This window comes from Streptomyces sp. NPDC043952 (assembly GCF_056435325.1).
Genome location: NZ_JBWKES010000024.1, coordinates 12,491 through 36,612, shown reverse-complemented (window position 1 = coordinate 36,612; position 24,122 = coordinate 12,491). Strand labels below are relative to the sequence as shown.

At 72.6% G+C, this 24,122-nt stretch carries 23 protein-coding genes; 16 read left to right on the top strand and 7 right to left on the bottom strand.

Translation table 11 applies throughout. The features are described 5' to 3' along the window. Nucleotides 1–337: 337 nt before the first annotated feature. Nucleotides 338–1,537: a sensor histidine kinase gene (locus AC069R_RS24460; RefSeq protein WP_478768950.1), complete on the bottom strand. Its 1,200-nt coding sequence runs from the start codon at nt 1,535–1,537 to the stop codon at nt 338–340. Between the two features lie 61 nt (nt 1,538–1,598). Here AC069R_RS24460 and AC069R_RS24455 point away from each other — a divergent pair, with 61 nt between their 5' ends. After that, nucleotides 1,599–2,267, top strand: coding sequence for a response regulator transcription factor (locus AC069R_RS24455; protein WP_478768949.1), 669 nt, complete (start codon nt 1,599–1,601; stop codon nt 2,265–2,267). Between the two features lie 9 nt (nt 2,268–2,276). Here the strand turns inward: AC069R_RS24455 and AC069R_RS24450 are convergent, their stop codons facing one another. Beyond that, nucleotides 2,277–2,552 carry a hypothetical protein gene (locus AC069R_RS24450; protein WP_478768948.1) on the bottom strand — a complete coding sequence of 92 codons (276 nt, stop codon included), beginning with the start codon at nt 2,550–2,552 and terminating at the stop codon, nt 2,277–2,279. A 141-nt stretch (nt 2,553–2,693) separates the two neighbouring features. Beyond that, complete coding sequence (locus AC069R_RS24445) at nt 2,694–3,650, bottom strand: lytic transglycosylase domain-containing protein (protein WP_478768947.1); 957 nt, start codon at nt 3,648–3,650, stop codon at nt 2,694–2,696. A gap of 302 nt (nt 3,651–3,952) precedes the next feature. Here AC069R_RS24445 and AC069R_RS24440 point away from each other — a divergent pair, with 302 nt between their 5' ends. The 4 genes from AC069R_RS24440 (at nt 3,953) to AC069R_RS24425 (ending at nt 8,112) form a co-directional block, all read left to right on the top strand. After that, nucleotides 3,953–4,897 carry a carbohydrate ABC transporter permease gene (locus AC069R_RS24440; protein WP_478768946.1) on the top strand — a complete coding sequence of 315 codons (945 nt, stop codon included), beginning with the start codon at nt 3,953–3,955 and terminating at the stop codon, nt 4,895–4,897. Continuing rightward, nucleotides 4,894–5,781, top strand: a complete 888-nt coding sequence (locus tag AC069R_RS24435; RefSeq protein ID WP_478768945.1) for a carbohydrate ABC transporter permease — start codon at nt 4,894–4,896, stop codon at nt 5,779–5,781. Before AC069R_RS24440 ends, AC069R_RS24435 begins: the two co-directional genes overlap by 4 nt. 77 nt (nt 5,782–5,858) lie before the next feature. Next, the gene (locus tag AC069R_RS24430) at nt 5,859–7,160 is read left to right on the top strand and encodes an ABC transporter substrate-binding protein (RefSeq protein WP_478768944.1); all 1,302 of its coding nucleotides are present in this window, start codon (nt 5,859–5,861) and stop codon (nt 7,158–7,160) included. A 124-nt stretch (nt 7,161–7,284) separates the two neighbouring features. Next, a complete protein-coding gene (locus tag AC069R_RS24425) occupies nt 7,285–8,112 on the top strand; it encodes an IclR family transcriptional regulator (RefSeq protein WP_478768943.1) in 828 nt (275 codons plus the stop codon). A 270-nt stretch (nt 8,113–8,382) separates the two neighbouring features. Here the strand turns inward: AC069R_RS24425 and AC069R_RS24420 are convergent, their stop codons facing one another. The 3 genes from AC069R_RS24420 to AC069R_RS24410 are packed head-to-tail and all read right to left on the bottom strand — an operon-like array spanning nt 8,383 to nt 11,203. Further along, a complete protein-coding gene (locus tag AC069R_RS24420; protein WP_478768942.1) occupies nt 8,383–9,120 on the bottom strand; it encodes an SDR family NAD(P)-dependent oxidoreductase in 738 nt (245 codons plus the stop codon). Next, nucleotides 9,117–10,034: a dihydrodipicolinate synthase family protein gene (locus AC069R_RS24415; protein WP_478768941.1), complete on the bottom strand. Its 918-nt coding sequence runs from the start codon at nt 10,032–10,034 to the stop codon at nt 9,117–9,119. The genes AC069R_RS24420 and AC069R_RS24415 overlap by 4 nt, the downstream gene beginning before the upstream one ends. A 2-nt stretch (nt 10,035–10,036) precedes the next feature. Further along, complete coding sequence (locus AC069R_RS24410; RefSeq protein ID WP_478768940.1) at nt 10,037–11,203, bottom strand: mandelate racemase/muconate lactonizing enzyme family protein; 1,167 nt, start codon at nt 11,201–11,203, stop codon at nt 10,037–10,039. A 101-nt stretch (nt 11,204–11,304) separates the two neighbouring features. Here AC069R_RS24410 and AC069R_RS24405 point away from each other — a divergent pair, with 101 nt between their 5' ends. From AC069R_RS24405 to AC069R_RS24395, 3 genes are all read left to right on the top strand, one after another. Next, complete coding sequence (locus AC069R_RS24405) at nt 11,305–11,970, top strand: bifunctional 4-hydroxy-2-oxoglutarate aldolase/2-dehydro-3-deoxy-phosphogluconate aldolase (protein WP_478768939.1); 666 nt, start codon at nt 11,305–11,307, stop codon at nt 11,968–11,970. Nucleotides 11,971–11,999: 29 nt separating this feature from the next. Next, complete coding sequence (locus AC069R_RS24400; protein WP_478768938.1) at nt 12,000–12,935, top strand: sugar kinase; 936 nt, start codon at nt 12,000–12,002, stop codon at nt 12,933–12,935. A 326-nt stretch (nt 12,936–13,261) separates the two neighbouring features. Beyond that, entirely contained in the window at nt 13,262–14,056 is a 795-nt protein-coding gene (locus AC069R_RS24395) for an SDR family NAD(P)-dependent oxidoreductase (RefSeq protein ID WP_478768937.1), read from the top strand. 51 nt (nt 14,057–14,107) lie between these two features. On the opposite strand, the gene AC069R_RS24390 is transcribed toward AC069R_RS24395, so the two are convergent. After that, entirely contained in the window at nt 14,108–15,217 is a 1,110-nt protein-coding gene (locus AC069R_RS24390; RefSeq protein ID WP_478768936.1) for an FAD-dependent oxidoreductase, read from the bottom strand. A gap of 476 nt (nt 15,218–15,693) precedes the next feature. Between AC069R_RS24390 and AC069R_RS24385 the strand changes: the two genes are divergently transcribed. The 8 genes from AC069R_RS24385 to AC069R_RS24350 all read left to right on the top strand — a co-directional run bounded on the left by AC069R_RS24385 (nt 15,694) and on the right by AC069R_RS24350 (nt 24,120). Further along, on the top strand, nt 15,694–15,825 hold the full coding sequence (locus AC069R_RS24385) for a hypothetical protein (RefSeq protein ID WP_478768935.1): 132 nt from the start codon (nt 15,694–15,696) through the stop codon (nt 15,823–15,825). 2 nt (nt 15,826–15,827) lie between these two features. Continuing rightward, entirely contained in the window at nt 15,828–16,742 is a 915-nt protein-coding gene (locus tag AC069R_RS24380; protein WP_478768934.1) for an NAD(P)H-binding protein, read from the top strand. Between the two features lie 313 nt (nt 16,743–17,055). Further along, complete coding sequence (locus AC069R_RS24375; RefSeq protein WP_478768933.1) at nt 17,056–17,241, top strand: hypothetical protein; 186 nt, start codon at nt 17,056–17,058, stop codon at nt 17,239–17,241. 80 nt (nt 17,242–17,321) lie between these two features. Continuing rightward, nucleotides 17,322–18,098 carry a hypothetical protein gene (locus AC069R_RS24370; protein WP_478768932.1) on the top strand — a complete coding sequence of 259 codons (777 nt, stop codon included), beginning with the start codon at nt 17,322–17,324 and terminating at the stop codon, nt 18,096–18,098. Nucleotides 18,099–18,109: 11 nt separating this feature from the next. After that, nucleotides 18,110–19,006, top strand: a complete 897-nt coding sequence (locus AC069R_RS24365) for a multinuclear nonheme iron-dependent oxidase (protein WP_478768931.1) — start codon at nt 18,110–18,112, stop codon at nt 19,004–19,006. Further along, entirely contained in the window at nt 19,003–22,125 is a 3,123-nt protein-coding gene (locus AC069R_RS24360) for a carbamoyltransferase C-terminal domain-containing protein (protein WP_478768930.1), read from the top strand. The genes AC069R_RS24365 and AC069R_RS24360 overlap by 4 nt, the downstream gene beginning before the upstream one ends. Further along, nucleotides 22,122–23,360, top strand: coding sequence for a YcaO-like family protein (locus AC069R_RS24355; protein ID WP_478768929.1), 1,239 nt, complete (start codon nt 22,122–22,124; stop codon nt 23,358–23,360). Before AC069R_RS24360 ends, AC069R_RS24355 begins: the two co-directional genes overlap by 4 nt. Beyond that, on the top strand, nt 23,347–24,120 hold the full coding sequence (locus AC069R_RS24350; RefSeq protein WP_478768928.1) for a TfuA-like protein: 774 nt from the start codon (nt 23,347–23,349) through the stop codon (nt 24,118–24,120). Before AC069R_RS24355 ends, AC069R_RS24350 begins: the two co-directional genes overlap by 14 nt. Nucleotides 24,121–24,122: the final 2 nt, after the last annotated feature.

Genomic DNA, 24,122 nt, shown 5'->3' with positions numbered 1-24,122 from the left:
CCGTTTCCGCATCATGTCACCCATACACTCTCTCACCGTCTCGTGCCCCGCCATGAGCGGATGGACGCGTTCGAGGATAAGGAAGAAAATCGGCCTTCCAAGCGGCGATGCGGCATGCCCGTGAAGGAAATTGCCCGAATTTCCGGCGCGCGGGCACCTTTGGGGAAACCTCCCGGCCCGGCACCCATCTGTCGTACGACCTCCATGACCTGCCGTTTGCCGTGCGGGCCCGGCCTGCCGGCGGCCGCGGGGCCATGAGCCGCGGCGCGAAAAAGCGGGTGTAATACGCCGGTTTCCCTTTCGGGCGCGTTTTCGGGCGGACTTACGGAATTCCGCCTCAGGAGCCTCGGAAGCCTCGGGAGCCGGGGTCCGGCGGGCGCAGGGGGAAGCGGCTCTCGGCCCGGAAGCCGCCGTCCGGGAGGGCACCGGCCCGGAACGTGCCGCCCAGGAGGGCGGCACGGGCGCGCATTCCGGCGAGACCGCGCCCCTCACCGGGCATTTTGGACCGCGGGACGCCGGCCGCCGCGCCGTTGGTGATGCTGAGACCGACCCCGTCCGCCGCGCAGACGAGAGAGACGGCGACCGGGGCCCCCGGCGCGTGCTTGGCGGCGTTGGCCAGGCCCTCCTGGACCATCCGGCGGAGCGCCGTTTGCAGGGCCGGGGGCAGCAGGTCGGGGTGGCCGTCGACGTCCAGGCGGACGGGGGCGCGCGATGCCCTGGCGTGCACGTCCACCAGCTGGTCGAGGTCGTCCAGGCCCTGCGGCTCCTGCCCGGTCGTCTCCTCCATGGCCCGGATGGCCAGGCGCAACTCCCGCAGAGCCGCTCGGGCCTCGGACCGGATCAGACCGGCGTCGCCCGGCACGTCCGCCCGCCCCTGTGCGTACGTGGCGTCGAGCGCGGTGGCGAGCATGACGATGTTCCCCACCCGGTGGCCGACGATGTCGTGCATGTCGCGGGCGATGCGATCGCGTTCCTCGCGGGCCGCACGGTAGACCAGCAGACGCTGTTCCCGGCGCAGGGCCTCCTCCCTGCCGAGCACCAGGCCGAGCCGCTGTCTGCTCTCGAACGAGAGACGGCCGCCCAGCGCGGCGCCGACGACCGGGACCACCACGGCGAGCACGAAGGCTCCCGCCCAGGACGCGTCGAGGGCGGGCGCCGGCCCCCACAGAAAGAAACTCGCGAACAGCCAGGCGCAGATCCCGGCGACCCAGATCGCGAGCGTGCGCGGCGACGCGACCCGCTGGCCGAGGACGACGGCGGCCACCGCCGGGGTGATCCGGCCCGCGTACGGAACCGTCTCGGGCACGCCGAACCCGTAGGCCAGCTGGGACACGACGACGAGCACCACGGCGACCGCGGCCGGATGCCGCCGCCTCCCCCACAGCACCGCGGCGCAGGCGATGGGGAGCAGCCACCACACCGCCCTGCTGACGACCGTGTCGAACACCCAGGCCAGGCCGAGGGCGGCGCAGAGCAGGACGTCCTCCCTGGCGGGGGGCCCAAGGCACGGCGCGGCTGAGGGGCGCGGGGCTCGCATGTTCCTACGCTAGGGCAGGACCGGGTGGCCAACGCCCCCAGCGAGACCCAGGGACCAGTCGATGATCAAGGTTGTGATCGCGGACGACAACGACATCGTGCGCCGGGGGCTGCGGCTGACCCTGGAGGGCGAGCAGGACCTGTCGGTGGTCGCCGAGGCGCGCACGGGAGCCGAGGCCGTCGAGGCCGCCCGCCGCTATCTCCCCGATGTCGTGCTCATGGACCTGGAGATGCCGGAGGGGGGCGGCATCCAGGCCACGCGGCAGATCATGACCCTGCACGTTCCCCCGGCGGTCCTGGTCCTGACGCTGTTCGACCGCGACGACTACATCGAGCAGGTGCTCAGAGCGCGGGCCGCCGGCTTCCTGCTCAAGGACACCCCGCCGGACGAGCTGGTCAGGGCCGTCCGCATGGTCCACGCGGGCCATACGATGATCGATCCGACGCTGGTGCGGCGGGCCCTTGACCTGATGGCCGCGCCCGCGGAAAGCCCGAGATCGTCGCTCACGGACGCCGAGCGGCGGGCGCTGGACACGCTGTCGCCCCGTGAGATCGCGGTGCTCAGACTCGTGGCCGCCGGAATGTCGAACGCGTCGATCGCCGCGGAGCTGCACAGCAGCGAGTCCACCATCAAAGGGCATGTCAGCAAAGTGATGGCCAAGTTGGGCAGCGAAAACCGGGTCCAGGCCGCCCGGATCGCCTATCGAGCGGGGCTCGAGAACGAAGGATGAGCTATTTTTTCAGTCGTTTCCGCGCTGCCCGTCGAGCGGCACGAAGATCGTCCGGTACCACTCGTCGAAAATTCCCTGCACAATGTCCTTGTAATCCCCTGCGGTCATATGTTCGGGCCTCATGCCGGCACTGTAGAGAACGGGGATGTCGCGGAAGTAGGACATGACACGGGTGATCTTCGCAGTATCGAAATGCGCCCTGCTGTGGGCGAAATCCGTCCAGCCTTCTTCCCCACTGCTCCGCCATTCTTTTGCCAGATGACTCCAGATCTCTTCGACGTCCATAGGTTTTGCTGCTCCCGAGGATAACGGCCTCATCTCACCGCGCTCCGCGCACGCCAAATGAACAGTGCCCGAAGACGGTGAAACTCTAGACCCTCGTCCCGGAAAATAAGATGCCTGTTCAGGCAGCCTTCAAGGCAACGGTCACGGCGAGGACGACGCCGACGGGCCCGGCGGCGGCTCGGAGCGGGAGCCCGACGGGGACGGGCCGGGGGGCGGGGACTGGCTCGCCGGGGGCGGGGGCGCGGTGCGCGAGATCGACGGCGACGGCTCGGGCGACGGGGGCGTGTCACCCGGCGGACCGGACGGGGAGGGCTTCGTGTCCGGGGTGGTCCTGACCGACCGTGCTCCGGAGTAACGGGCGATCCAGCCGAGCACCGTGTCCGCGTAGGCGTCCGACTTGTTGTAGGAGAGGATCGCCGCGCGAAGCTGCTCGGGGTCGGACAGATCGCGTCCACCCGCGCACAGGTAGCGGCCCGTCGTGAGGGCGGCGTCGAACATGTTCTGCGGGTCGGCGACACCGTCGCCGTTCCCGTCCGCTCCCCATACCGCCCAGGTGCTCGGAATGAACTGCATGGGCCCGACGGCCCTGTCCCACTCCGTGTCGCCGTCGAGCCGGCCGTCGTCGGTGTCCCGCACCGCGGCGAAACCCGCGCCGTCCAGAGCGGGGCCGATGATGGGGGTGATCGTCCTGCCGTCCGCGGTGAGCGCTCCATCGCGGGCCTGGCCGGACTCCACCTGCCCGATGCCGGCGAGCATCGCCCAGGTCAGGTGACACCCCGGCCGCTCCTTCGCCAGCGCCGCCTGTGCGGCGAGATAGGCCCGGTACACGGTCACCGGCAGGGTGACCCCGTTGACCTCGGTCCGCGCCGCGCCGGGTCCCGGTCCGTCGTCGGCCGCGGCGTCCGGGGGAGCCTTCGCGGTGCCCCGCGGGGCGGTGAACGGCCTCGGCAGGGCCTGCGAGCCTTCCTCCTCGGCGGCGCTGGTGGCCGCGCCGACCGGCTCTCGGGACTGCTGCACCCCGATGCCCACGGTCACCAGGGTGGTCGCAACCGCCACTGCCGCGAATCCCTGCGTGGCGCGTTGCAGCACAGCTGCCATCTCCGTCTGCTCCCCTAGCGTCCGCCGGCGGAACGGCGGCCGCCCTTCCCCGCCGGCCCCGCGCTCGCGATCACATGCCACCGCCGGGCCGTTCATACCGCGCCATCGTGGCAGCACGGCCCGCGCGCGGCGCACTGCCGAGGGGGAGGACGAGCGGGCACACCTCGATGCCCGAACAGGCCGCATGCTGCGCGGAGGGAACCATGCGGCGTGACCCCCTCCCAAGATTATGGAAGCTCCATCCGTTTACCAGATATGGGATCTGCTATACGGTTCTGCCCTGTCATACCGGAGGAGTCAGCATGGCGACCTTGACCCAGCCACCACCCGTACGTCCCGCCTCCCGCCGCGCAGCGGCCCGCGAGAAGCGGCGGCGCGCTCCGGGCGCTCGGGACCGTACGTTCGGGTTCCTGCTCGCGGCACCCGCGGTCGCCCTTTTCCTCGTCGTGGCCATCTATCCCCTGGTGGCCGGCATCGGGACAAGTCTGTACGACCAATCGCTGCTGCGGCCGGACCGAAAGTACGTAGGTCTGGCGAACTACGCCGACGTCTGGCCCGACTTCGTCGGCCGGCTCGGCAACACCCTGGTGTTCTCCGTGGCGGCGACCGTGTTCCCGGTGCTCATCGGCGGAGCGCTCGCCGTGCTGCTCAACGGCCGGCTGAAAGGGCGCAATTTGCTGCGCGGCGCGCTGATGCTGCCGTGGCTGCTGCCGGGTGTCGTCGTGTCCTTCCTGTGGGCATGGATCTTCAACGACAGCTACGGGGTGGTCAACCGCGTCCTCGGCGAGCTGCACCTGCCCTCGGTGGACGTCCTGGGCCATCCGGGCACGGCCATGGCGGCCGTCGTCATCGCCAAGACGTGGAACTCCTTCCCGTGGATCATGGTGGTGGTCCTCGCGGTCCTCCAGACCCTGCCGCGCGAGCAGCTGGAGGCGGCCGCCCTGGACGGGGCCTCGCGCGGGCAGCGGTTCCTGCATGTGTCGCTGCCGCACCTGATCGGCCCGGTCGCGCTCGTGAGCATGCTCGAATTCATCTACAACTTCGGCTCGTTCGACATGATCTTCGTGATGACCGGCGGCGGTCCCGGCACGTCGACGATGACACTCGCGGTCAGCCTCTACGAGTACGCCTTCACCGACTTCGCCCTCGGCAAGGCCGCCGCCATGGGCGTGCTGTGGCTGGCCGCCCTCTCCGTGGTGTGCGGAGGGTACTTCCTGCTCGACAAGAAGCTGGAGTCGCGTTCATGAGCCTTCTCACCCCGGCCCGAATCCGCCGGCGCGCACGCAACGTCGGGGAAGGCATCACCAACCCGAAGCCGGGCCCGCTCGGCAAGCTGGCGCTGACGGCCCTCGCGGCGTTCGGCCTGCTGCCGGTCTACTGGCTCGTCGCCACCGCCTTCATGCACCGCCAGGACGTGTTCGCGGCCGACCGCCCCTTCTTCCCGCTGCATCCGACGCTGGAGAACTTCCACGCCTTCTTCACCGACGGCTCGACCCTGCCGGGGAACCTCCTCAACTCCCTGGTGATCTCCGGCGGTACGGCCGTGGTCTCCGTGCTGGTGTCGGGTCTGCTCGCCTATTCGCTGTCGAAGTTCCGCTACCGCGGCCGCAACGCCATCATGGTCATGTTCCTGGTCGGTCAGCTGATACCCGGCGCCCTGCTGCTGGTCTCGCTGTACCTGATGTTCAGCGCCGCGGGGCTGCTGTACACGTACACGGCCGTGATCCTCTCGTACATGACCTTCACGCTGCCCCTGTCGGCGTTCCTGCTCAAGGGGCTCATCGACGGGCTGCCGGACGAGATCATCGAGGCCGCCAAGGTCGACGGGCTGTCCAATGCGGCGACGCTGTTCCGGATCGTCTTCCCGCTCATCGCGCCGGGTCTCGTCACCGCCGGGATGTTCGCCTTCATGCGCGGCTGGAGCGACCTGCTGTTCGCGCTCACCCTCGCCGGGCCCGGCAAACAGACCCTCCCCGTCGGCATGACCACGGCCTTCATCCACGAGGGCAACGCCAACTGGCCCGCCCTGATGGCCGCTTCGGTGATCACCTCGCTGCCGCTGGCGGTGATCTTCGTGGCCCTCCAGCGCTACTTCGTCTCCGGTCTCGCGGCCGGAGCGGTCAAGGGCTGACCAGCGTCCGGCCCCCCTCCGTCGTCCCGCAGCACCCGCGCCGTTCCCCTCTTTCCTCCCCTCTCACCGGAGCCGACATGTCTCACACACCCGTGCACAACCCTTCCCTGTCCCGCAGAGGACTGCTCACCGGATTCGGCGCCCTCGGCCTCCTCGGTGCCGTCGGCGCGACCGGATGCTCCACCACGGCTCCGGCCGGCCAGTCCGGCTCCGCCGAGACCGACACGCTCAACTTCTACGGCAACGCCCTCGGCGAGGCGGCGCAGAAGCCGGCGTGGCAGGCCATCATCAAGGGCTGGGAGAAGCGGACCGGCAAGACGGTCAAGCCGGTCGTCTACCCGTACGACCAGGCGGCGACCCAGCTCGCGCTCGCCGCCAGGTCGGGCGACTTCCAGGGGGTCGGCCAGGGCACCTGGCAGGTCCTGATCCCCACCGGCGTGCTGGCCGACATGTCCGACGTCGTCGCCAGGATGAGCCTGCCCGAGAAGCTCATCGACTCGCTCCGTATCCACGGCAAGCTGTACTTCGCACCGCTCAACGCCTCCGGTATCGGGCTGGTGAGCGATGGCCGGGTGGCCGACGAGGTCGGGCTGAAGGACGGCATGACGGTGGAGGAGTTCGCCAACGTCCTGGAGAAGATCAAGAAGCAGGACAAGAAGGTGATCCCGTACGCGGCGGTCACCAAGAACCCGGATCTGAAGGACGCCGTCCACTGGATGTGGGGCTGGGGCAGCGAGGTGGTCACCGCCGGCCTGGAGTGCACCATCGGAGACGCCGAGAGCGTGGCCGCGATGAAGTGGTACAAGGAACTCCAGGACTCCGGACTGGCCAAGGCGGGGGTCGCGCGCTCCGACGCCCGCGTGCTGTTCGCGCGGGGCCAGACCGTCATGTACGACGACGCTCCGCTCGCCAACAGCTTCGTGAAGACGAACGGCGGCCCCGCCGCGCTCACCGCCGCGGTCCGGCCCCTGACGCGTCCCACCTACCGGGGCAAGGACTCCTACAATCGCTACTGGGGCAACGGCCTGTTCTGCAGCTCGGGCAAGGGCGAGGAGACCAGCAAGGACTTCATCGGCTACGTCTGCACGGACCCGGCCCCCGCGACCGAGCTGTACCGGCAGGCGGCACTCGCACCCGCGGACGACAAGGTCACCGCGAAGATACCGGCGCTGGCGAAGGACACCTTCCAGCAGCAGTTCCGCAGCCGCGTGACCGAGCACTCCCGCGCGGCGGTCTGGGACACACTGGCGAGCCAGGCGCAGTTCGACACGACGATCGGCGAAGGCGTCGCGGCCGTCCTGGCCGGGCAGACCAGTGTCCAGAGCGGGCTGAACGCCCTCCGGAAGAAGGTCGAGGACATCCTCGACCAGGAGAAGTGAGTGTGGTAGCCGGAATGAAGGTTCGGGCGGCGGGTGCGCTAACGTTTCGCCAACATATGCAAGCACATTGCAGTTAGCGGATGGTTTATGTCGCGGCAGTGGGGCCGCGCGGAAGGGGAGAATGATGGCCGCCGAATCCGGCGCCGGTACCCAGGCAGTCGAGCGTGCCATGTCGCTGCTCGCCTGCTTCACCGATGAGCACAGGGAACAGCGGATCACCGAGCTGTGCGCGCAGACCGGACTGGGACAGTCCACCGTCTCACGGATGATCTCTTCTCTGGACCGTCTCGGCTACGTCATCCAGGACACCCGGACCGGTCTCTACCGCCTCGGTCCCTCGGCCGTGACCCTGGGCTCGGTGGCACTCAACAGCTCCGCCCTCTTCCGCGCGGCCCGGCCGATCGCGCAGAACCTCGCCCACGCCACGGGGCTCGGCGTGAACCTCGCCGAGTTCCGCGACGACCGGCTGTTCTACCTGTGCAACTTCGAGGGCGCCAAGTCGCCGAAGTCGTTCACCATGGCCGGGCGCACCGCACCGCTGCACGCCACGGGCATGGGCAAGGCGATCCTCGCCGCGCAGTCCCCGGAGTACGTCCGGGCCTACTTCGCCGAGGGCTTCGCCCACGGCTACACCCCGCACACGATCACCGATCCCGCCGGCATGGAGAAGGTGCTCGACGAGATCAGGAACCGCGGGTACGCGACGGAGATCGAGGAGCTGGCCTTCGGCCGGGCCTGTCTGGCCGCTCCCATCCGGGCCCGTGGCGGCCAGGTGGTGGCCGCTCTCTCCCTGAGCGGTCCGCTGTCCGAACTGGACCTGCCCGAGCGGCAGCAGGAGCTCTCGCTGATGGTGATCGAGGCGGCCGACGAACTGTCCGTCGCCCTCGGCTTCACCATCGCCTTCACCCCCCAGCCGCGGCTGGGCTCGTCGTCGCCGGAGCTGTCGAACTGAGCGTGCGGCCGCCGTCCTGGTGAATCCGGAACCGGACGCCGCGCACCCGCGGCCCGTCGACGGCGCCGTCGACGCCGTCGCGGCTGGTTCCACGCGGTGGACGTGCCGGTCGGCGGGCCGCCCGCGAACCGGGCGGCACCGGGGGGCGGAGCGCGCTGATGGGCGGCACCCGGGGGGGGCGCACCGCGCTGATACGCCACCGCGTCCGCCGGGGTGCCGCCGGCCCGGACGAGGCGGGCGCCGGGCCGGGCGGACGATCGGGCGGATGACTCAGCCGTCTGCCCCGGCCTCGCGCTCGTACAGCCTCGCGCGCAGGTCCGGGCGGAGGAACGCGGACGGGGAGGCGATGGACAGTCCTCCGTCGACCGGCAGCACCACCCCGGTGACGAAGTCCGCCGACGCCAGGTACAGGACGGCGCGGGCGACGTCCGCGGGTTCGCCGACGCGGCCGAGCGGATAGCCCTCGCTCACCTTCGGCCAGTCGTGATGGCCGATCATGCCCGGTGCCACCGCGTTGACGCGGATGCCCCGCGGCCCGTAGTCGAGCGCCAGCTGCCGTACCAGGCCCTCCACCCCGGCCTTGGCCGCCGAGTATCCCGGCAGCCAGGGCGCGGCGAGGGTGGCGTTGACGGAGCTGATCGCGACGATGCAGCCCCCGCGGGGCAGCACCGGCAGGGCGGCCCGCGCCGGGAAGAACGCGGTGTGCAGGGTGTTCCTGATCGCCCGGTCCCAGTCGTCGGGTGTCGTCCGGTGCGCCGGCGCCGGTGCCATGACGGCCGCGGCGAGCACCAGGACGTCCAGTCCGCCGAGGCGGTCCGCGGTCCGCCGCACCGCCTGGTCGGCGCCCGTCGCCCGGCTGACGTCGAGGTCGAGGTTCCCGGCGGGCGAGGGGTGTGCCGCCCCGCCGACCGAGACGCCCATGACGCGGTCCCCGGCGCGCGTGAACTCCTCCGCGATGGCGTGGCCGATCGGTGAGGAGCTGCCGACCAGCAGAACGGCACGGCTCATGCGGGGACCCGGTGCCAGACGGGCAGGGCGATGTCGCCGAGGATCTCGTCGAGGGCCCTGGCGGTCAGCGGGTCGAGGTCCTGTGCCGGTGAGCGGACGGCGCCCGAGGCGATGATCCCGCGCCGGCGCAGGACCTCCTTGTGCACCGCCCACGCCTGTCCGGGGCGCATGCCGATCTGGATGAGCGGCAGAAGCCGGCCGAACGCGGCGCGCGCGTCGCCGCGGTGGCCCGCCGCGAGGCCGTCCAGGATGTCGCGGAGCAGGTCGGCGAACTCGCAGGCGGGCATGGTGCCGACGCTGCCGTTGTCGTACTCCTCGATGAGGGACAGGGCGTTCTGCCCGCCGAGCACGGCGAACCCGTTTGGTACGGCGTCGACCACGGCCGCGACCTTGAGGGGGGTCGGGGGCGCCTCGACCTTGACGGAGGTGATGCCGGGAACGGCGGCCAGCGTGGCGATGGCCGCGACGTCGATCGGGACGCCGGTGACGCCGGGCGCGTCCTGGATCATGACGCTCGCCCCGGTGGCCGCCGCGACCTCGCCGAAGAAGTCGATCACCTGCTGTCTGCCGGGCTTGGCGAGGAACGGGGGAAGGACCATGAGCTGGTCGGCGCCGCAGGCGGCGGCCTTGCGGGCCTGCTCGACGGCCACCACGGTGCTGGTGCCGTTGACCCCGGCGACGACGGGGAAGCCGCCGCCCGCGACCTCGCGGACGGTGCGCAGGATGAGGGTGCGTTCCTCGGCGGTGAGCGCGAAGCCCTCGCTCGCCATGCCGAAGACGGCCAGTCCGTCGACGCCGCAGCCGAGTTGGAACTCCACCAGGGACCGGAGCGAGGCGAGGTCGAGCTCGCCGGAGTCGGTGAACGGTGTGGCGAGGATGGGGATGAGCCCGGTGGGCGCGCTGTCGGGGGACACGGTCAGCTCTCCTTGGCGAGTGCGAGGACGGTTTCGCGATCGATCTCGATGCCGAGGCCGGGGCCCTCGGGCAGGGTGAATCCGGTGGGTCCGGCGGTCAGCGGGCGGCGGAGGATCCGCTGGGCGAAGGGCACGGTGGTGGGCTGGAACTCGAAGAAGGGGCAGTCGGCCAGCGCCGCCGAGACGTGCAGGCCCGCGGCCAGGGACACCCCCAGGCCCACGGAGTGGTGGCAGGCCACCGGCACATGGTGGGCGTCGGCGAGCGCCGCGATGGTGACGGCCTCGGTGATGCCGGTCCGGGCGACGTCCGGCTGGACCAGTCCCGCGGCCCGCCGGGACAGCCAGTCGCGGAACTCGTAGCGGTTGCGCATGGCCTCGCCGACCGCGACCGGAGTGGTGATGCGCGAGGCGAGGTCGCGGTGGCCCTCGATGTCCTCGGGTGCCATCGGGGCCTCGAAGAACAGCGCGTTGCGGCGGTCGAGTTCGCGCCCCAGACGCAGGGCCTCGGGGAGGCTGTAGTACCAGTGGGCGTCCACGGCGATGCGGATGCCCGGAGCGGCCGCGGCGACGGCGTCGTACGTGGCGAGGTCGGCCTCGACGCCCTTGCCGGCGGCGAGCTTCACCGCGACCGCGCCCTTCGCCTGCCATGCGGCGGCCAGCCGGGCGCGGCCCTCGTCGGTCGGTTCCGGCAGGCCGGAGACGTAGACCGGGATGTCGGTGCGGTAGGCGCCGCCGAGCAGCCGGACGACCGGGAGCCCGGCCGCCTTGCCGGCCAGGTCCCACAGGGCGGTGTCGAGGGCGGCGAGCGCGTCGGCCTGATGGCCGACCAGGTGTCCCCGCTCGCGCATGAGGTCCCGCATGCCGTCCCACAGGGGCCGTACGGAACGCGGGTCGCGGCCGGTCAGCCACGGGCCCAGCATGCGGTCGATGATCGCGGCGACCACCTCGGGGCCGACCGGGGCCAGTGCCTCGCCCCAGCCCTCCAGCCCGTCATCGGTGGTGACGCAGACCAGGAGCGTCTCCATGTGGGCGGAGTAGAGGCTGCGCCAGGGAGGGCGGACGAAGTAGCCCCCGTCGGCGCTCGGCGCCGTCCCGTCGTCCAGCTTCCCGAGATAGGCCGATTCCGTCGGCTGCTTGATGACGTAGGTCGTCACGTCGGTGACCCGCATGCGCGCTCCTCGGGTTGAGTTATTCGCATTATGACTTCCTAGTTGCGCATATTGAAAGTAGCATCCAGAACTCAACGCCGGGCGTCCACAACGGAGCAGCTGTGAACCTGCTGGAAGAACTGACCGAACGCAGAGTGCTGGCCATCATCCGGACCACGGCCGCCGACCGGGCGCTGTCCTGCATCCGGACGCTGGTCGCCGCCGGGGTCACGGCGCTGGAGGTGTCGCTGACCACCCCCGGCGCCCTGGACGCGATCAGCCGGGCACGCGGGGAGTGCGATCCCTCGGTGCTGATCGGGGCGGGGACCGTCCTCACGGCCGCGGACGCCGATGCCGCCGCGGCGGCCGGGGCCGGTTTCGTCGTCACCCCGGCACTCACCCGAGGGTCCCGGCGCAGCGTGGAGACCGGCGTGCCCCTGCTGTGCGGCGCGCTGACTCCCACCGAGGTGGTCGGCGCCCTCGATCTGGGGGCGACGGCGGTGAAGATCTTCCCGGCCGGTCTGCACGGCCCCGGCTACATACGGGAGTTGCTGGCGCCGCTGGCCGGCGCGCCGCTCATCGCCGTGGGCGGCGTCGGCGCGGACACCGCGCGTGCCTATCTGGCGGCCGGGGCACGCGCCGTCGGCGTCGGATCGCCGCTGCTGGGCGAGGCCGGCACGAACGACACGGACCACGCGCGGGCCGGGCTCACCGCACGGGCCACCGCGCTGCTCACGGCCGTCGGGGCACCCGGCGCGGCGTCCGCGGCCGGGGGCGGTGTCCGATGACGAACCTCCGGTGCGACAGGAGCGGGCCCATGACCGGTGTCCTCACGATCGGCGAGGCCATGGCCTCGGTCCGCACGCGCGCTCCCCTGCGGCTGGGCGGCACGGCGCAGTTGTCCGTGGCGGGCTCCGAGAGCAATGTGGCCATCGGCCTGGCCCGGCTCGGCCACCAGGTCTCCTGGGTCGGGGTGGTGGGCCGCGACCAGCCCGGCGACCTGGTGCGCAGGACGCTGCGCGCCGAGGGCGTGGACACCCGCTACGTCCGCTGCGCACAGGGGGCGTTCACCGGTTTCGTCGCCTTCGGCCAGCCGGCGCCGGACATCACCGACGTCAGCTACCACCGGGCCGGCTCGGCCGGTTCCACGCTGACGGCGGCCGAGTGCCTCGACGCGCTGGCCGGGGTCTCCCCCCGGCTGGTGCATCTCACCGGCATCACTTCCGCCCTGTCGGTCACGGCACGCGAAGCCGTCCTGGCCACGGCACGGGCCGCTCACGAGGCCGGTGTCCGCGTCACGCTCGACGTCAACTACCGCGCTCGCCTGTGGTCCAGGGCGGACGCCGCGACGGCGCTGCGCGCGTTGCTGCCCTGGGTGGACACCGTCTTCGCCTCCGCGGACGAACTCGCTCTGCTCACTTCGGCCAAGGACCCGGCCGCCGACCTGCTGGCGCGGGGAGCGCAGGCCGTCGTCGTCACCGCGGGAGCCGCCGGCGCCCATGGCCACACGGCCGCGGGCAGCCTGTTCCAGCCCGCCCTCCCGGTCACGGTGGTGGACAGCATCGGCGCGGGGGACGCGTTCGTCTCCGGATATCTGTCCGCGCTCCTCGACGGCCTCCCCCTGGCCGACCGCCTCGCCCGCGCCGCCACGGCCGGCGCGTTCTGCGTCGGCGCGTACGGCGACTGGGAGGCGCTGCCACGCCGGGAGGACCTGCCCCTGCTGTACCGCGGAGACGGACTCGCGCTGCGCTGATCGCCGGGACCGGCGTCGTCACGATCGCAACCGAGGAAAGGAAGGGCTGTGCACCTTCCCCACCGGCATCTGCCGCGACGGCCTGGACGCCCTCCACAAGGCCCTCGCGGCCTGACACCGAGCCGGGCAAACAGGGCCGCGGCCCCATCGGCGGAGCGATCGTGGGAAAACGCTGGGGCGAATGGCGTAACCCCCGAGGCCGCTCGTGCCGTGCCCGCGCCCGCACCCGCGGGCCGACCATCGTGATCCCCGAGTCCGCCATCACCCCACGGCCACAGCACGAGCGGCACCGGCAGCGCCACCGCCTCGACGGGAAGACACCCATCATGCAGATCGATCTCTCCGGCCGCACCGCCCTGGTCACCGGCTCCACCCAGGGCATCGGCCTCGCCATCGCCACCTCACTCGCCCGCGCGGGAGCCCGCGTCGTCGTCAACGGCCGCGGCGAGGAGCGCGTCGCGGACGCCGTCGGCGCCGTGCGCGCCGGCTCCGGCAGCGAGGACGTCACCGGCGCCGCGGGGGACCTCGCGACCGAGCAGGGCGCCGCCGGCGTCCTGAAGGCCGTGCCCGCGGTCGACATCCTCGTCAACAACCTCGGCATCTTCGGCAGCGCGGCGCCGCTGGAGATCGACGACGCCGAATGGCGCCGCTACTTCGAGGTCAACGTCCTCTCCGCCGTCCGGCTCATCCGCGCCTACCTGCCGGGCATGAAGGAACGCGGCTGGGGGCGGGTCCTGAACCTCGCCAGCGACTCCGCCGTGGTCGTCCCCGCCGAGATGATCCACTACGGCATGACGAAGACCTCGCTGCTCGCCGTCGGCCGCGGGTTCGCCAAGGACGCCGCCGGCACCGGGGTCACCGTCAACTCCGTCATCGCCGGGCCCACGCACACCGGCGGGGTCGAGGAGTTCGTCCGCGAACTCGTGGGCGACAAGCTGCCCTGGGACGAGGCGCAGCGCGCGTTCATGGTCAAGTACCGTCCCCAGTCCCTGATCCAGCGCCTGATCGAGCCCGAGGAGATCGCCAACATGGTCGTCTACCTCGCCTCGCCCCTCGCCTCCGCCACCACCGGCGGTGCCCTGCGCGTCGACGGCGGCTACGTCGACTCCATCCTCCCCTAGCCACCGGCCCTGATCCTGCGCGGGGGCGCGCCGGGGGAAGAGGCCGCGGCCTCAGGGTTGTTCGGGGCCGGCGAACACGGCGGCCAGGGCGGGGGCCGTCATGGCGCCGATGTCGATCCCGTCGGTGTCGGCGAACTCCAGGGCGCGTTCGAACATGGCCTGCTCGTACGCGGTGAGCGCGGTCTCCGTGTCGCCGGGGTGGGCGGCGAGGGCCCGGCCGAGTTCGGCGCCGTCGAGCATGGCCAGGTTGGCGCCCTCGCCGTTGGGGGCGGCGAGGTGGGCGGCGTCGCCGAGGAGGGTCACTCCGGGGACCCGGTCCCACCGGGTGCCGGCCGGCAGGGCGTACAGGGAGCGCAGGGTCGGCGCGGTGTCACCGGCGGTGATCAGCGTGGTGAGTTCCGGCGCCCAGCCCTCGAACTCGGCCGCGATCCGCGCGGCGGGGTCGGCGGGATCGAGGGCGTCGAACCACTCCTGCGGCTTGGCCAGGCCGACGTAGACGTGCAGGGTGTCGTTCCGCTCCCGGTGGGCGAACAGCTGCCTGCCCGGCATGGGTGCGATCATCGAGCCGCCGCCGACCGCCTTCGCGGCGGCGGGGTGCCGGGTGGCGGCGTCGTACAGGTACGTCTCCATGACCGACCTGCCGGTGTATTCGGGGGTGGCCGCGGTCAGCAGGGGCCGGACGCGTGACCAGGCGCCGTCCGCGCCGACCAGCAGGCCCGTGACCAGGCTCGTGCCGTCGGCGAAGGTCACCTCGTGGCGGCCCTCGCCCAGGGCGCGGACGCGGACGGTCTTGCGGCCCCAGCGGACGGTGCCGGGCGGGAGCGAGTCGAGCAGGAGCTGCCGCAGTTCGCCGCGCTGTACCTCGGGGCGGCCGCCGGTGCCGTCGTCGGCCTTGTCGAGCAGGACGGTCCCGTCCGTGTCGAGGATCCGCATCGCCTGCCGGCCGGCCAGCACGATGGCACGGAATTCCTCCATCAAGTCGGCTTCCTGGAGGGCGAGTTGGCCGTTGTAGTCGTGGATGTCGAGCAGTCCGCCCTGCGAGCGCGCGGCCGGGGAGGGCTCCGCCTCGCAGACCGTGGCCGGTATGCCGTGCAGATGCAGGACGCGGGCGAGGACGAGGCCGCCGAGTCCGGCACCGATGATCGTGACGTCCGTGTTCATGAGGGGGCCTCCCGGTGGTGAGCTGCTCTGGTGGCCGGGTCCGGCGAGGGCCGGCGCCCGGTGGGCTCCACTGTCCGGGGGGCCGCCGACAACCCACCGACACGTCACCGACAGGCCGCCGTCAGCGCCGACAATCCGGCGACGGCGGCCCTGGCCTGAGTCCGAAGCGGGGGCCGGGGGCTCCCAGGTGAGGGCGGGGACGCGTTCGGTGCCGGGGGCGGGGACGACTGCGCGGTGGTCACCCCGGCGCTCGGACAGACCGCCGAACCGGGCTCGGTAACGATCTTCGGGGGCGTGTGGCAAGCGGGGTGGTCGAACAGCACCGGGTGGTCCGGGCGGGCGCGCGGTCGCCGGCGGTCCGTCCGCGCGCCGGTGGCCAGGACGACGTCGCCAGGGCAGGCAGGGGTGACCGACCGCCGGCCGCGGGGACCGCGCTAACATGACGTCCTCTCATTTTGTCGGGGACTGGACAACCTGTGACGACCACCACCGCGGAACGCGCCGCACGGGCCGAGGCGCTGATGAGCACTCAGGCCACCACCGGGGGCCTGGCCGCCGCCGTACGCGCGGACATCGGCGTCGGCCCGCGACAAGTCCGGGCCTCGTGACGATGGCGCGCAAGACCCGGCACATCGTGCTGACGGGCGCCACCGGAAAGGTCGCCCCGCTGGTGGCCCGTCACCTGGCGGCGGCCGGGCACCGGCTCACCCTCACCAGCCGAAGCGTCCCGCGGGACCGCCCGCCGCAGGGCCCGAACGGAACGCAGGGCGGCCTTCAGCCCGCGCTACGGCACCTGGTGTGCGACTACGACCGGCCCGCGAGCCTCCGCGAGGCGTTCAGCGGGGCGGACGCGGTCTTCGTCGTCACGAACGACCCCAGCCGCCCCCAGCACGACCGGAACATTGTCCGGGCGGCCCTGGACTGCTCCGTCGGACACATCGTCAAACTGTCCGCGGCCGCCGTCCGCGACCCGGCGGCCGGTGACCTCGTCACCACGTGGCAGCGGGAGAACGAGGAGCGCATCCGGAGCAGCGGCCTTCCCTGGACGATGCTCCAGCCGCGGTCCTTCATGACGCACGCCCTGGCCTGGGCTCCGGGCATCCGCGACAGCGCGACCACCGAGGCGCTGCACCCGCACAGCCGCAATGCCTGCATCGCGCCGGAGGACATCGCCGAGGTGGCCTCACTGGTCCTCGGTGACGACACCCACCATGGCCGGTCGTACCAGCTCACCGGCCCCGAGGCGTTGTCCGCCGAGGACCAGATCCGCATCCTGGCCGGTCTCCTGGGCCGGCCCCTGACGTGCCGGGCCCTGTCCCCGAGTGCGGCACGCGCCGCCTACCTGCGCCGCTATCCTCCGGCGTTGGCGGACGCGCTGCTCGCCAGCGCGGAACGGCAGGCCGCGGGCGCCAAGAGCGCGACCACGGAGACGGTCGCACGCCTCACGGGCCGGGCGCCCACCACCTTCGCCCAGTGGGCCACCGCTCATCTCGGTCACTTCACGTCCGGGGACAGTCGCGTCTGAGGGTCTGCCGCGCCTTCGCGTACCGAGCCGTCGCTCAGCCGGCCGCCGCCGCGACGACGGGCGCCCCCGACCGCGTCGCGGACCACTCGAAGCCCCCGGCCGGCGGTTGATCGCGCACTCCGGCGTGCCGTGGGTCGGCTCCCTGGCGTGATGGCCCGCCCGTTCCGGCTCCGGCTCCGTCCAGCGGTGCCGGCGTACGCCAGCAGCACCTCACGCCACCGGTCCAGTGAGGTTCAGACGGGGCTTGAGGCCGCCCTCCTAGCTTTGGCCCCTGCCAGCGAGACGACGTTCTCAACTGCCACAGGGAGACCCGATGTCCGACAAGACCGCTGCCATCCTCGCCGCCCTCGACGGTGACAAGTCACTGCGTTCGGCGATCATCCAGCACCTCGCCACCACGCACGCGCAGGAGTTCGTCAACCCGATGCGCGCCGAGCTCGGCGGCAACGACGACCTTTCGCTGGGCTCCGTGAACTCCAACAAGGAGTGGCAGGAGTAACGAGCCGCGGCCCCGGCCGGGTTCCCTCCGGGGGCCCGGCCGCCGGTCTTTCCTCGTCCCTCGTCCACGTCGAAAAGGCGGTGATCGTCTTGCCCACCCTCGCCCCCGACGCGTGCGCCGTCGGGCCCGGTACGACTCGTGCGCTGCTGCTGCGCGACGACCGGGAGGCCCGCACGGAACTGCTGCTCCGCCTGCTCTACTCGAAGTCGTCCGCCGGCGTGGTCGCCGACGCGCTGGCCGCCGGCGAGGGGCAGGTGTGCCCGGAGACGGCCGCGGTGCTCGCCACCGTCGACTTCCACGCGCTGACCGTGGAGCGCGCGGCCCGGCTGCGGAACCTGGACCGCCAACTCCAGCGCACCTGCCCGCCGTTGTGGCAGTGCCTCGGCAAGGAGACGCTCACCCCGCTGGTCGAGGGCTATGCGGACGCCGACGCGTTCTGGCGCAGCACCGGCCGCACGCTGTTCGAGAACTTCTGTCTGTACGCCCATGGCGCCGTCCGGGGCGAATCCGCGCTGCTCGCGGACGTCTTCCAGCTTTTCGGACTGGTGAGCCGCTTCTCGGCGCCCGAGCTGATCGCGCCGCCCGAGGACGTGTGCGCCTGTACCACCGGGATCCCCGGCGAGGGCATGGACCTGACGAAGTCGGCCTTCTCCCCCTGGGACGACGGGGGGCTGCTGCCGCCGGTCGTGCCGGGCGCGCTCCAGGTCGAGACGTTCCGGTCCGCGTGGCGCCTGGTAGACGAGCGGGGCCGGCTGCCGCGCTCCGCGGCGCCCGGCGCGCTCGAAGCCGGTGACCACCAGATCGTCGTCGCCGCTTTCCCCGGTCACCGGGTGACGGCCGCGGCCCTTCCGCTGTGAAGCAGGTCAACATGACACCAGCCCAGGCACACCCCGTCGCCCGGCTCGGCTTCGGGCTCGACTGGCAGTACCGCGACCGCTACCCGCAGAGCATGGCCGAGCTGCGTACCAAGTACGACGGCCGGCTGAGCCACCTCTCCGTGGTGTCGCTGCCCAGCACCGCGGACGCGCGGGTCTTCATGGACGAGTGCGCCCGCGGCCTGCCCGTGGTGCATCACCTGCCGGGCGTGGCACCGGCGGCGCCCGGTGGTCCCAACCTCGATCTGCACACCCGTCTGGAGGCGGTGAGCGACGTCCTGGACGCCGTGTGGACGTGCGAGGACATCGGTCTGTGGTCGATCGGCCCGTACCCCCTGCCGTACTTCACCCCGCCCCTGTTCGAACGCGAGCTCGCCGACCATGTCGTCGAGGGCATCCGCACCCTGCACCGCCTCAGCCACTACCGGTTCGTGCCGGAGATCCCCTCCTGCACACTGGCCGTCGGGCGGATGAGCCTCGGCGACTTCTTCCACCGGGTCACCGACGGCGCCGACTGCGATCTGCTGCTCGACGTCGCCCATGTCTTCTCGTACGCGGTCGCCGCGCGCCGGCCCTTCGCACAGGTGCTGCGCTCGCTGCCGCTGGAGCGGGTGGTGGAGATCCATGTGGCGGGCGGCTACATCGACCCGACCTTCGACAACCGCTACCTCGACACCCACAGCCACGCGGTGGCCCCGGCCGTCATCGACCTGCTCCAGGAGGCGGTAGCCGCCTCGCCGCGACTGCGCGCGGTGACGTACGAGATCGGGGTCGGGCTCGACGCGCAGGATCTGGACGAGGACTTCGGCCGGATCGAGGAGCTGCTCGACGAGGCCGACTGGACGCCGGCGGCGGCTTCGGACGGCCTGGTCCGGGCGGGTGCGGCATGACGGGGACCGGGACGGCCGTCCGGGTCCTCGTGGTCAGCGACGGATCCGTACCGGCCGCGGCGGGTTCGCCCACCGACGGCCACACCGAGCGAGTGGCCCGCCTGTGCGCACGGCTCGCGCCCGGCGCGGAGATCGGGTACGCCAGCGCCGCGGACCTCGGGACGCGCACGCTCGCGGCCGATCTGCGCCGCGTCGTCACCGGCTGGGACGTCGTCGCCATGCCCTGGTCCTGCCCCGAGGCGGACGCCGAACGGCTCGGTGTGCGGCGCGCCTTCGAGGAGGTCGCCCGCGATCCCGCCATGCCCCTCTTCGTCGCCGCCGCCGGTCACGACGGTCCGGGGCGGCTGCGCTTTCCCGCCTCCTGTACGTCGGTGCTCGCGGTCGGCGTGACGGGGGCCGACGGGGCGCCGACGGCGTACTGCGGGAGCGACCTGGTGGGCCGCAAGCCGCAGGTGCTGGTCGCGGACGGGGCGTATCCGACGCAGTCCGCGTCCGGCGGGTTCGAACCGATGCGGGGGACCTCGGCGGCGGTCGGCGTGGTCGCCGGGTGGGCGGCCGTGGTGCTGGGCCGGTTGCGGAGCGGCGGGCAGGCCGTGCCCTCGGCGTCGCTGCGGGCCGCGCTGCTGGCCGGCACCGGGCCCGGTGGTGTGCTGGAGGGTGGCCCCGAGGAGCTGGACGCGCTGGCCGCCCAGGGCGCCGGCGTGCGGGTGTTCGCTTTCCAGGGCGGGAAGTTGCCGCTGCGCGTCGGCGGCGGGCCGGCGCGGGTCGCCGTCGTCGCGGTGGGTGCCGCGGAGCCCCTCTGCGGCGAGGAGCGGCGGCTGTGGCTGCCGCCCGCGGCGGAGGTGTCCGTGACGGCTTCCGAGGGGGAGCGCGCGACCGGTGCCGGGTGGCTGGTGGCGGACGCCGGGCAGGGCACCGTCGTGGCGGAGTGCTCCGGTCCGGCCTATGCGGCCGTGGACGGAACGGCCGTGGACGGAACGGCCGGGGCGCGGGAGATCGGGCGCGCCGCGTCCGCCGCATCTACCGCGTCCGCCGCCTCCGCCGCTCGGCGCGGGCCCGTCGTGCTCGGGCTGTCCGCCAGTCACGACGCCTCCGCGTGCCTGCTGAGCGACGGAGTGCCGCGCGTCGGTGTGCAGCAGGAGCGGATCACGCGGCGCAAGCACGACGGCGTCGGCTATCTGAACTCCCGTGCGGCCGCGGACTACTGCCTGGACTCGGCCGGGGTGGACCCCGCCGGTGTCGACGCGTTCGCGTTCAACGCGCAGCCGCTGCTGCCCGGTTACGTGGGGCTCTCGGTGCCGTCCGCGGCACGGGACTTCGACCTCTTCGATCCGTTCGGCGAGCGGGCCGTGTACGTCTCGCACCATCTCGCCCACGCTTTCTCGGCGTTCTGGACCTCGCCGTTCGAGGAGGCGGTGGTCGTCGTCTGCGACGGCTCCGGGGGGTCCGTGCTGGGCGCGGACGACCTGCTGGTCAGCGGGCCGGAGCTGAAGGAGTACCTGGAGCGGCGGCCGGCCGGCCGGCTGCCGCGGATCCATGTCTTCTCCGTCTACCACTTCGACCGCGGCGGGTACCGGCTGCTGTTCCGGGAGCTGGCCGACTCCTTCAACGTACGCGTCGGATCGTCGTCGATCGGGGAGACGTACGCGGCGGTCAGCCAGTACGTCTTCGGGGACTGGCAGGAGGGCAGCGGCAAGCTGATGGGCCTCGCCCCCTGGGGCAGGCCCGAAGGCGCGGGGCCCAGTCTGCTGGAGGAGGGCCCCGACGGGCTGCCGCGTTTCCGCACCGACTGGAAGGACCTGTACCGCCGGCCGTCCGACGGCAGCGACCCGCTGGACCACGCCGACCTCGCCGCCCGCGTGCAGGCGGACCTGGAGGAGGCGCTCCTCGCGCGGATGCGGTACGCGATGTCGCTGGTCCCCGGCTGCCGGGACCTCGCCTACGCGGGCGGTGTCGCGCTCAACTCCGTGGCGAACGACCTGATCGCGCGGCAGAGCGGCGCCGACCGCTTCTTCGTGGTGCCGGCGGCGAGCGACGCCGGGGTCTCGCTGGGCTGCGCGGCGGCCGGGCACTTCCGGCTGACCGGCTCGACGCGCCGGGACATCGGCGCGTTCGACGACTATCTGGGCCATCCCTACACGCAGGAGGACCACGACAGCGCCCTCGCGCTCGTCGGGGACCGGGTCGGGGCAGAGCCGCTCAGTCTGCCCGCTCTCGCGGACCGGATCGCGGCCGGCGAGGTGATCGGCTGGTTCCGGGGCGGCTCGGAGTTCGGGCCGCGCGCGCTGGGCCACCGGTCGGTGTTCGCGGACGCCCGCAGCCGGGACACCTGGGACTTCATCAACGCGCAGGTCAAGTTCCGGGAGGACTTCCGCCCGCTGGCGCCGATCGTGCCGGAGGAGGTCGCCGCGAAGTACTTCGAACTCGACGCGCCTTCCCCGCACATGCTGCGCGTGGTCAAGGTGCGCGAGGAGTACCGGGCGCAGCTGGCGGCCGTCACCCACGTCGACGGCACGGCGCGGGTGCAGACCGTGTCCGAGGCCGCCAATCCCGAGGTGCACCGGCTACTGCACCTGGTCGGGGAGCGCACCGGCTTCCCGGTGATGGTCAACACGTCTCTCAACCGGCGCGGCGAGCCCATGATCGAGACCGCCGGGCAGGCCCTCGACATGCTGCTGGCCACCCATCTGAGCGGCATGGTCCTCGGCGACCGGTTCGTGCGCCGGCTCGCCGGACTGGGTACGACGCTCGGCCTCGACTCCTGTATCGCCCTGGCACCCGGCGCCAACCTGCGGTGGGAGCAGGACGGGTCCGGTGCCCTGCTGCGCATCACCGGCGGAGCGGAGGGGAAAGCCGGGCTGCGGCTGCCCCGGTGGGCGTTCACCGCGTTGTCGCGGGCCGAGTCGGGACTGCCGTTGTCCGCGTATCTGCCGCAGTGCCTGGCGGGCACGGGCACCGGAGTCGATGCGGCGCTGGCCTTCCTGACGGCGCTGCACGCGCGCTGCCTGGTGGTCGTGACGCGGGAGCGCGTCGTGGCCGGCCGGACGACCGCGCCGACCGGCGACGGCGTTCCCGGCTCCCCTCCACCCGTACGCCCTCGTGAGGAAGCCATGTCATGACCGACCTCCTCGCCCCCGCGCGCACCCATGCCCTGAGCTGGCTTGAGGAGCGCGGCGGCGCCCCCGCCATGATGTCGTGCGGCACCTCGCACCGGTCCGTCGGCGCCGAGGAGGCCGTCGCCCGGATATGGCCGCTGCGCAACCGGCTCGGCATCAGCCGGGTCGCCGACCTCACCCCGCTGGACTTCCTCGGCATCCCGGTGTTCAGCGTGACGCGGCCGAGTGCCCGCGCCGGCCAGATCACCCTGTGCCAGGGCAAGGGCAACGGGAAGACCGAAGCGCTGGCCTCCGCTCTGTTCGAGGCCCTGGAACGGCACTGCGGTGCGCTTGCCCGGCCGCTGCGGTCCGCCCGGCCGTCCGAACTCGACGCCGCCGGCCTCGCCCGGCTGGACGCCGCCGACCTCGGGCTGCCGGCGCTGCCCGACGAGCCCATGGAGTGGATCGGCGGCACGGACGCGCGGGACGGCACCGACGTACTGCTCCCGGCCGCCGAGGTGGTCTTCCCCTACGACACCCCGCCGGGCCATGCGCGGCCCGTACGCCCGAGCACCACGGGGCTGGCCTCCGGCGCGACCTTCGCCGAGGCCGTACTGCACGCCCTGTACGAGGTGGTCGAGCGGGACGCCACCTCCCGCTATCTGCACGGCGGTCCGGGGCGGCTGGTCGGCCTCGACACCATCACCGGCGCCGCCGAGACCGAGCTGCTGCACAAGTACGCGCGGGCGCGCGTCGACACCGTGGTCATCGACCTGACCCATACGACGGTCCTGCCGACGTTCGCCGTGTTCCTGTCCGACCCGAACTCCGCGCAGGCCCATCTCGCCGTCGCCGGCTTCGGCACCCATCCCAACGCCGGGGTGGCGCTGCGCCGGGCGCTGACCGAGGCGGCGCAGGCTCGGGCCACCGCGATCCAGGGCAGCCGCGAGGACCTCGACCGGGTCGCCGACGTCTACCGCGCGGACCCGGCGCGGCAGCGCTCGGCGTTCCTGCGGCGCGCGCTGGTTGCCAAGGCCGAGGGCGTCACCGACTTCCGCGAGCTGCCCGACCCGCCGCCCCGGTCGACCCGCGCCACGCTGCGGCATGTCGCCGCTCGGCTGGCGCACGGCGGTTACCACCGCGTCGTCTGCACCGATCTGACCGTCCAGGAGTTCGGCCTGCCCGTCGCCCATGTCGCGGTGCCCGGCATGGCCGACTCCGTCGTCGACCCCGGCAGGAGCCATCGTGTGGCCCAGTGACACCGCCCGGCCGATCGTGTTCGGCGCCGCCTCGGTCCAGCCGCTGGACCCGGCCGTGCTGGCCGGCGTGGAGCTGCGCCCGCCGGTGCGCCGCGGCGACCTCGCGCCATTGCTCGGCCGCAGGCCGGGCACGGTGGTGCTGATCGACGGGCTGTTCGGCGGGTCGATGGCCGTCACCCCGACCGAGTGCCGGGAAGTGCTCGACGCGGGCTGGACGCTGGTGGGTGCCTCCAGCATGGGGGCGCTGCGGGCCGCCGACCTGTGGCCGCTGGGCGCGATCGGTATCGGCGACGTCTTCACCCTGTACCGGCTGGGCGTGCTGCGCTCGGACGCCGATGTCGCCACCCTGCTGAACGCCGAGGGCGGCCATGCCGAACTGACGGTGTCCGTCGTCCATCTGCGGGCGGTCCTCGCGGCCGCGGCCGGTGCGGGGATCGTCGCCCCCGCGGTGCGTACGGCCATGTGCCGGGCGGCCGAGGACATCCACTGGACCGAGCGGTCATGGCCGGCGTGCCGGCTGGCCTGGCGTGAGCTGGGGGTGCCCGAGCCGGTGATCGCCGCGGTGCTGCGGTTCGGCCGGGACACGTCCCTGCACCCGAAGGTGCGCGACGCCGACACCGCGCTGCGCTCGGTGCTGTCGGACACCTGGACCGGTGACGGCATCGGCGCGGTGCGGCACTGCCCGGCCTGCCAGGAGCGCCTGGAGGGTGCGGTGTTCTGCCCCACCTGTGTCTCCGAGGCACACGAGACCTGCCTGTGAAC

What these genes read in the sequence shown, in the direction of transcription:
- AC069R_RS24460 (WP_478768950.1), bottom strand. Translation starts at nt 1,537, where the DNA reads ATGCGAGCCCCGCGCCCCTCAGCCGCGCCGTGCCTTGGGCCCCCCGCC.
- AC069R_RS24455 (WP_478768949.1), top strand. Translation starts at nt 1,599, where the DNA reads ATGATCAAGGTTGTGATCGCGGACGACAACGACATCGTGCGCCGGGGG.
- AC069R_RS24450 (WP_478768948.1), bottom strand. Translation starts at nt 2,552, where the DNA reads ATGGACGTCGAAGAGATCTGGAGTCATCTGGCAAAAGAATGGCGGAGC.
- AC069R_RS24445 (WP_478768947.1), bottom strand. Translation starts at nt 3,650, where the DNA reads ATGGCAGCTGTGCTGCAACGCGCCACGCAGGGATTCGCGGCAGTGGCG.
- AC069R_RS24440 (WP_478768946.1), top strand. Translation starts at nt 3,953, where the DNA reads ATGGCGACCTTGACCCAGCCACCACCCGTACGTCCCGCCTCCCGCCGC.
- AC069R_RS24435 (WP_478768945.1), top strand. Translation starts at nt 4,894, where the DNA reads ATGAGCCTTCTCACCCCGGCCCGAATCCGCCGGCGCGCACGCAACGTC.
- AC069R_RS24430 (WP_478768944.1), top strand. Translation starts at nt 5,859, where the DNA reads ATGTCTCACACACCCGTGCACAACCCTTCCCTGTCCCGCAGAGGACTG.
- AC069R_RS24425 (WP_478768943.1), top strand. Translation starts at nt 7,285, where the DNA reads ATGGCCGCCGAATCCGGCGCCGGTACCCAGGCAGTCGAGCGTGCCATG.
- AC069R_RS24420 (WP_478768942.1), bottom strand. Translation starts at nt 9,120, where the DNA reads ATGAGCCGTGCCGTTCTGCTGGTCGGCAGCTCCTCACCGATCGGCCAC.
- AC069R_RS24410 (WP_478768940.1), bottom strand. Translation starts at nt 11,203, where the DNA reads ATGCGGGTCACCGACGTGACGACCTACGTCATCAAGCAGCCGACGGAA.
- AC069R_RS24400 (WP_478768938.1), top strand. Translation starts at nt 12,000, where the DNA reads ATGACCGGTGTCCTCACGATCGGCGAGGCCATGGCCTCGGTCCGCACG.
- AC069R_RS24395 (WP_478768937.1), top strand. Translation starts at nt 13,262, where the DNA reads ATGCAGATCGATCTCTCCGGCCGCACCGCCCTGGTCACCGGCTCCACC.
- AC069R_RS24390 (WP_478768936.1), bottom strand. Translation starts at nt 15,217, where the DNA reads ATGAACACGGACGTCACGATCATCGGTGCCGGACTCGGCGGCCTCGTC.
- AC069R_RS24380 (WP_478768934.1), top strand. Translation starts at nt 15,828, where the DNA reads ATGGCGCGCAAGACCCGGCACATCGTGCTGACGGGCGCCACCGGAAAG.
- AC069R_RS24375 (WP_478768933.1), top strand. Translation starts at nt 17,056, where the DNA reads ATGTCCGACAAGACCGCTGCCATCCTCGCCGCCCTCGACGGTGACAAG.
- AC069R_RS24365 (WP_478768931.1), top strand. Translation starts at nt 18,110, where the DNA reads ATGACACCAGCCCAGGCACACCCCGTCGCCCGGCTCGGCTTCGGGCTC.
- AC069R_RS24360 (WP_478768930.1), top strand. Translation starts at nt 19,003, where the DNA reads ATGACGGGGACCGGGACGGCCGTCCGGGTCCTCGTGGTCAGCGACGGA.
- AC069R_RS24355 (WP_478768929.1), top strand. Translation starts at nt 22,122, where the DNA reads ATGACCGACCTCCTCGCCCCCGCGCGCACCCATGCCCTGAGCTGGCTT.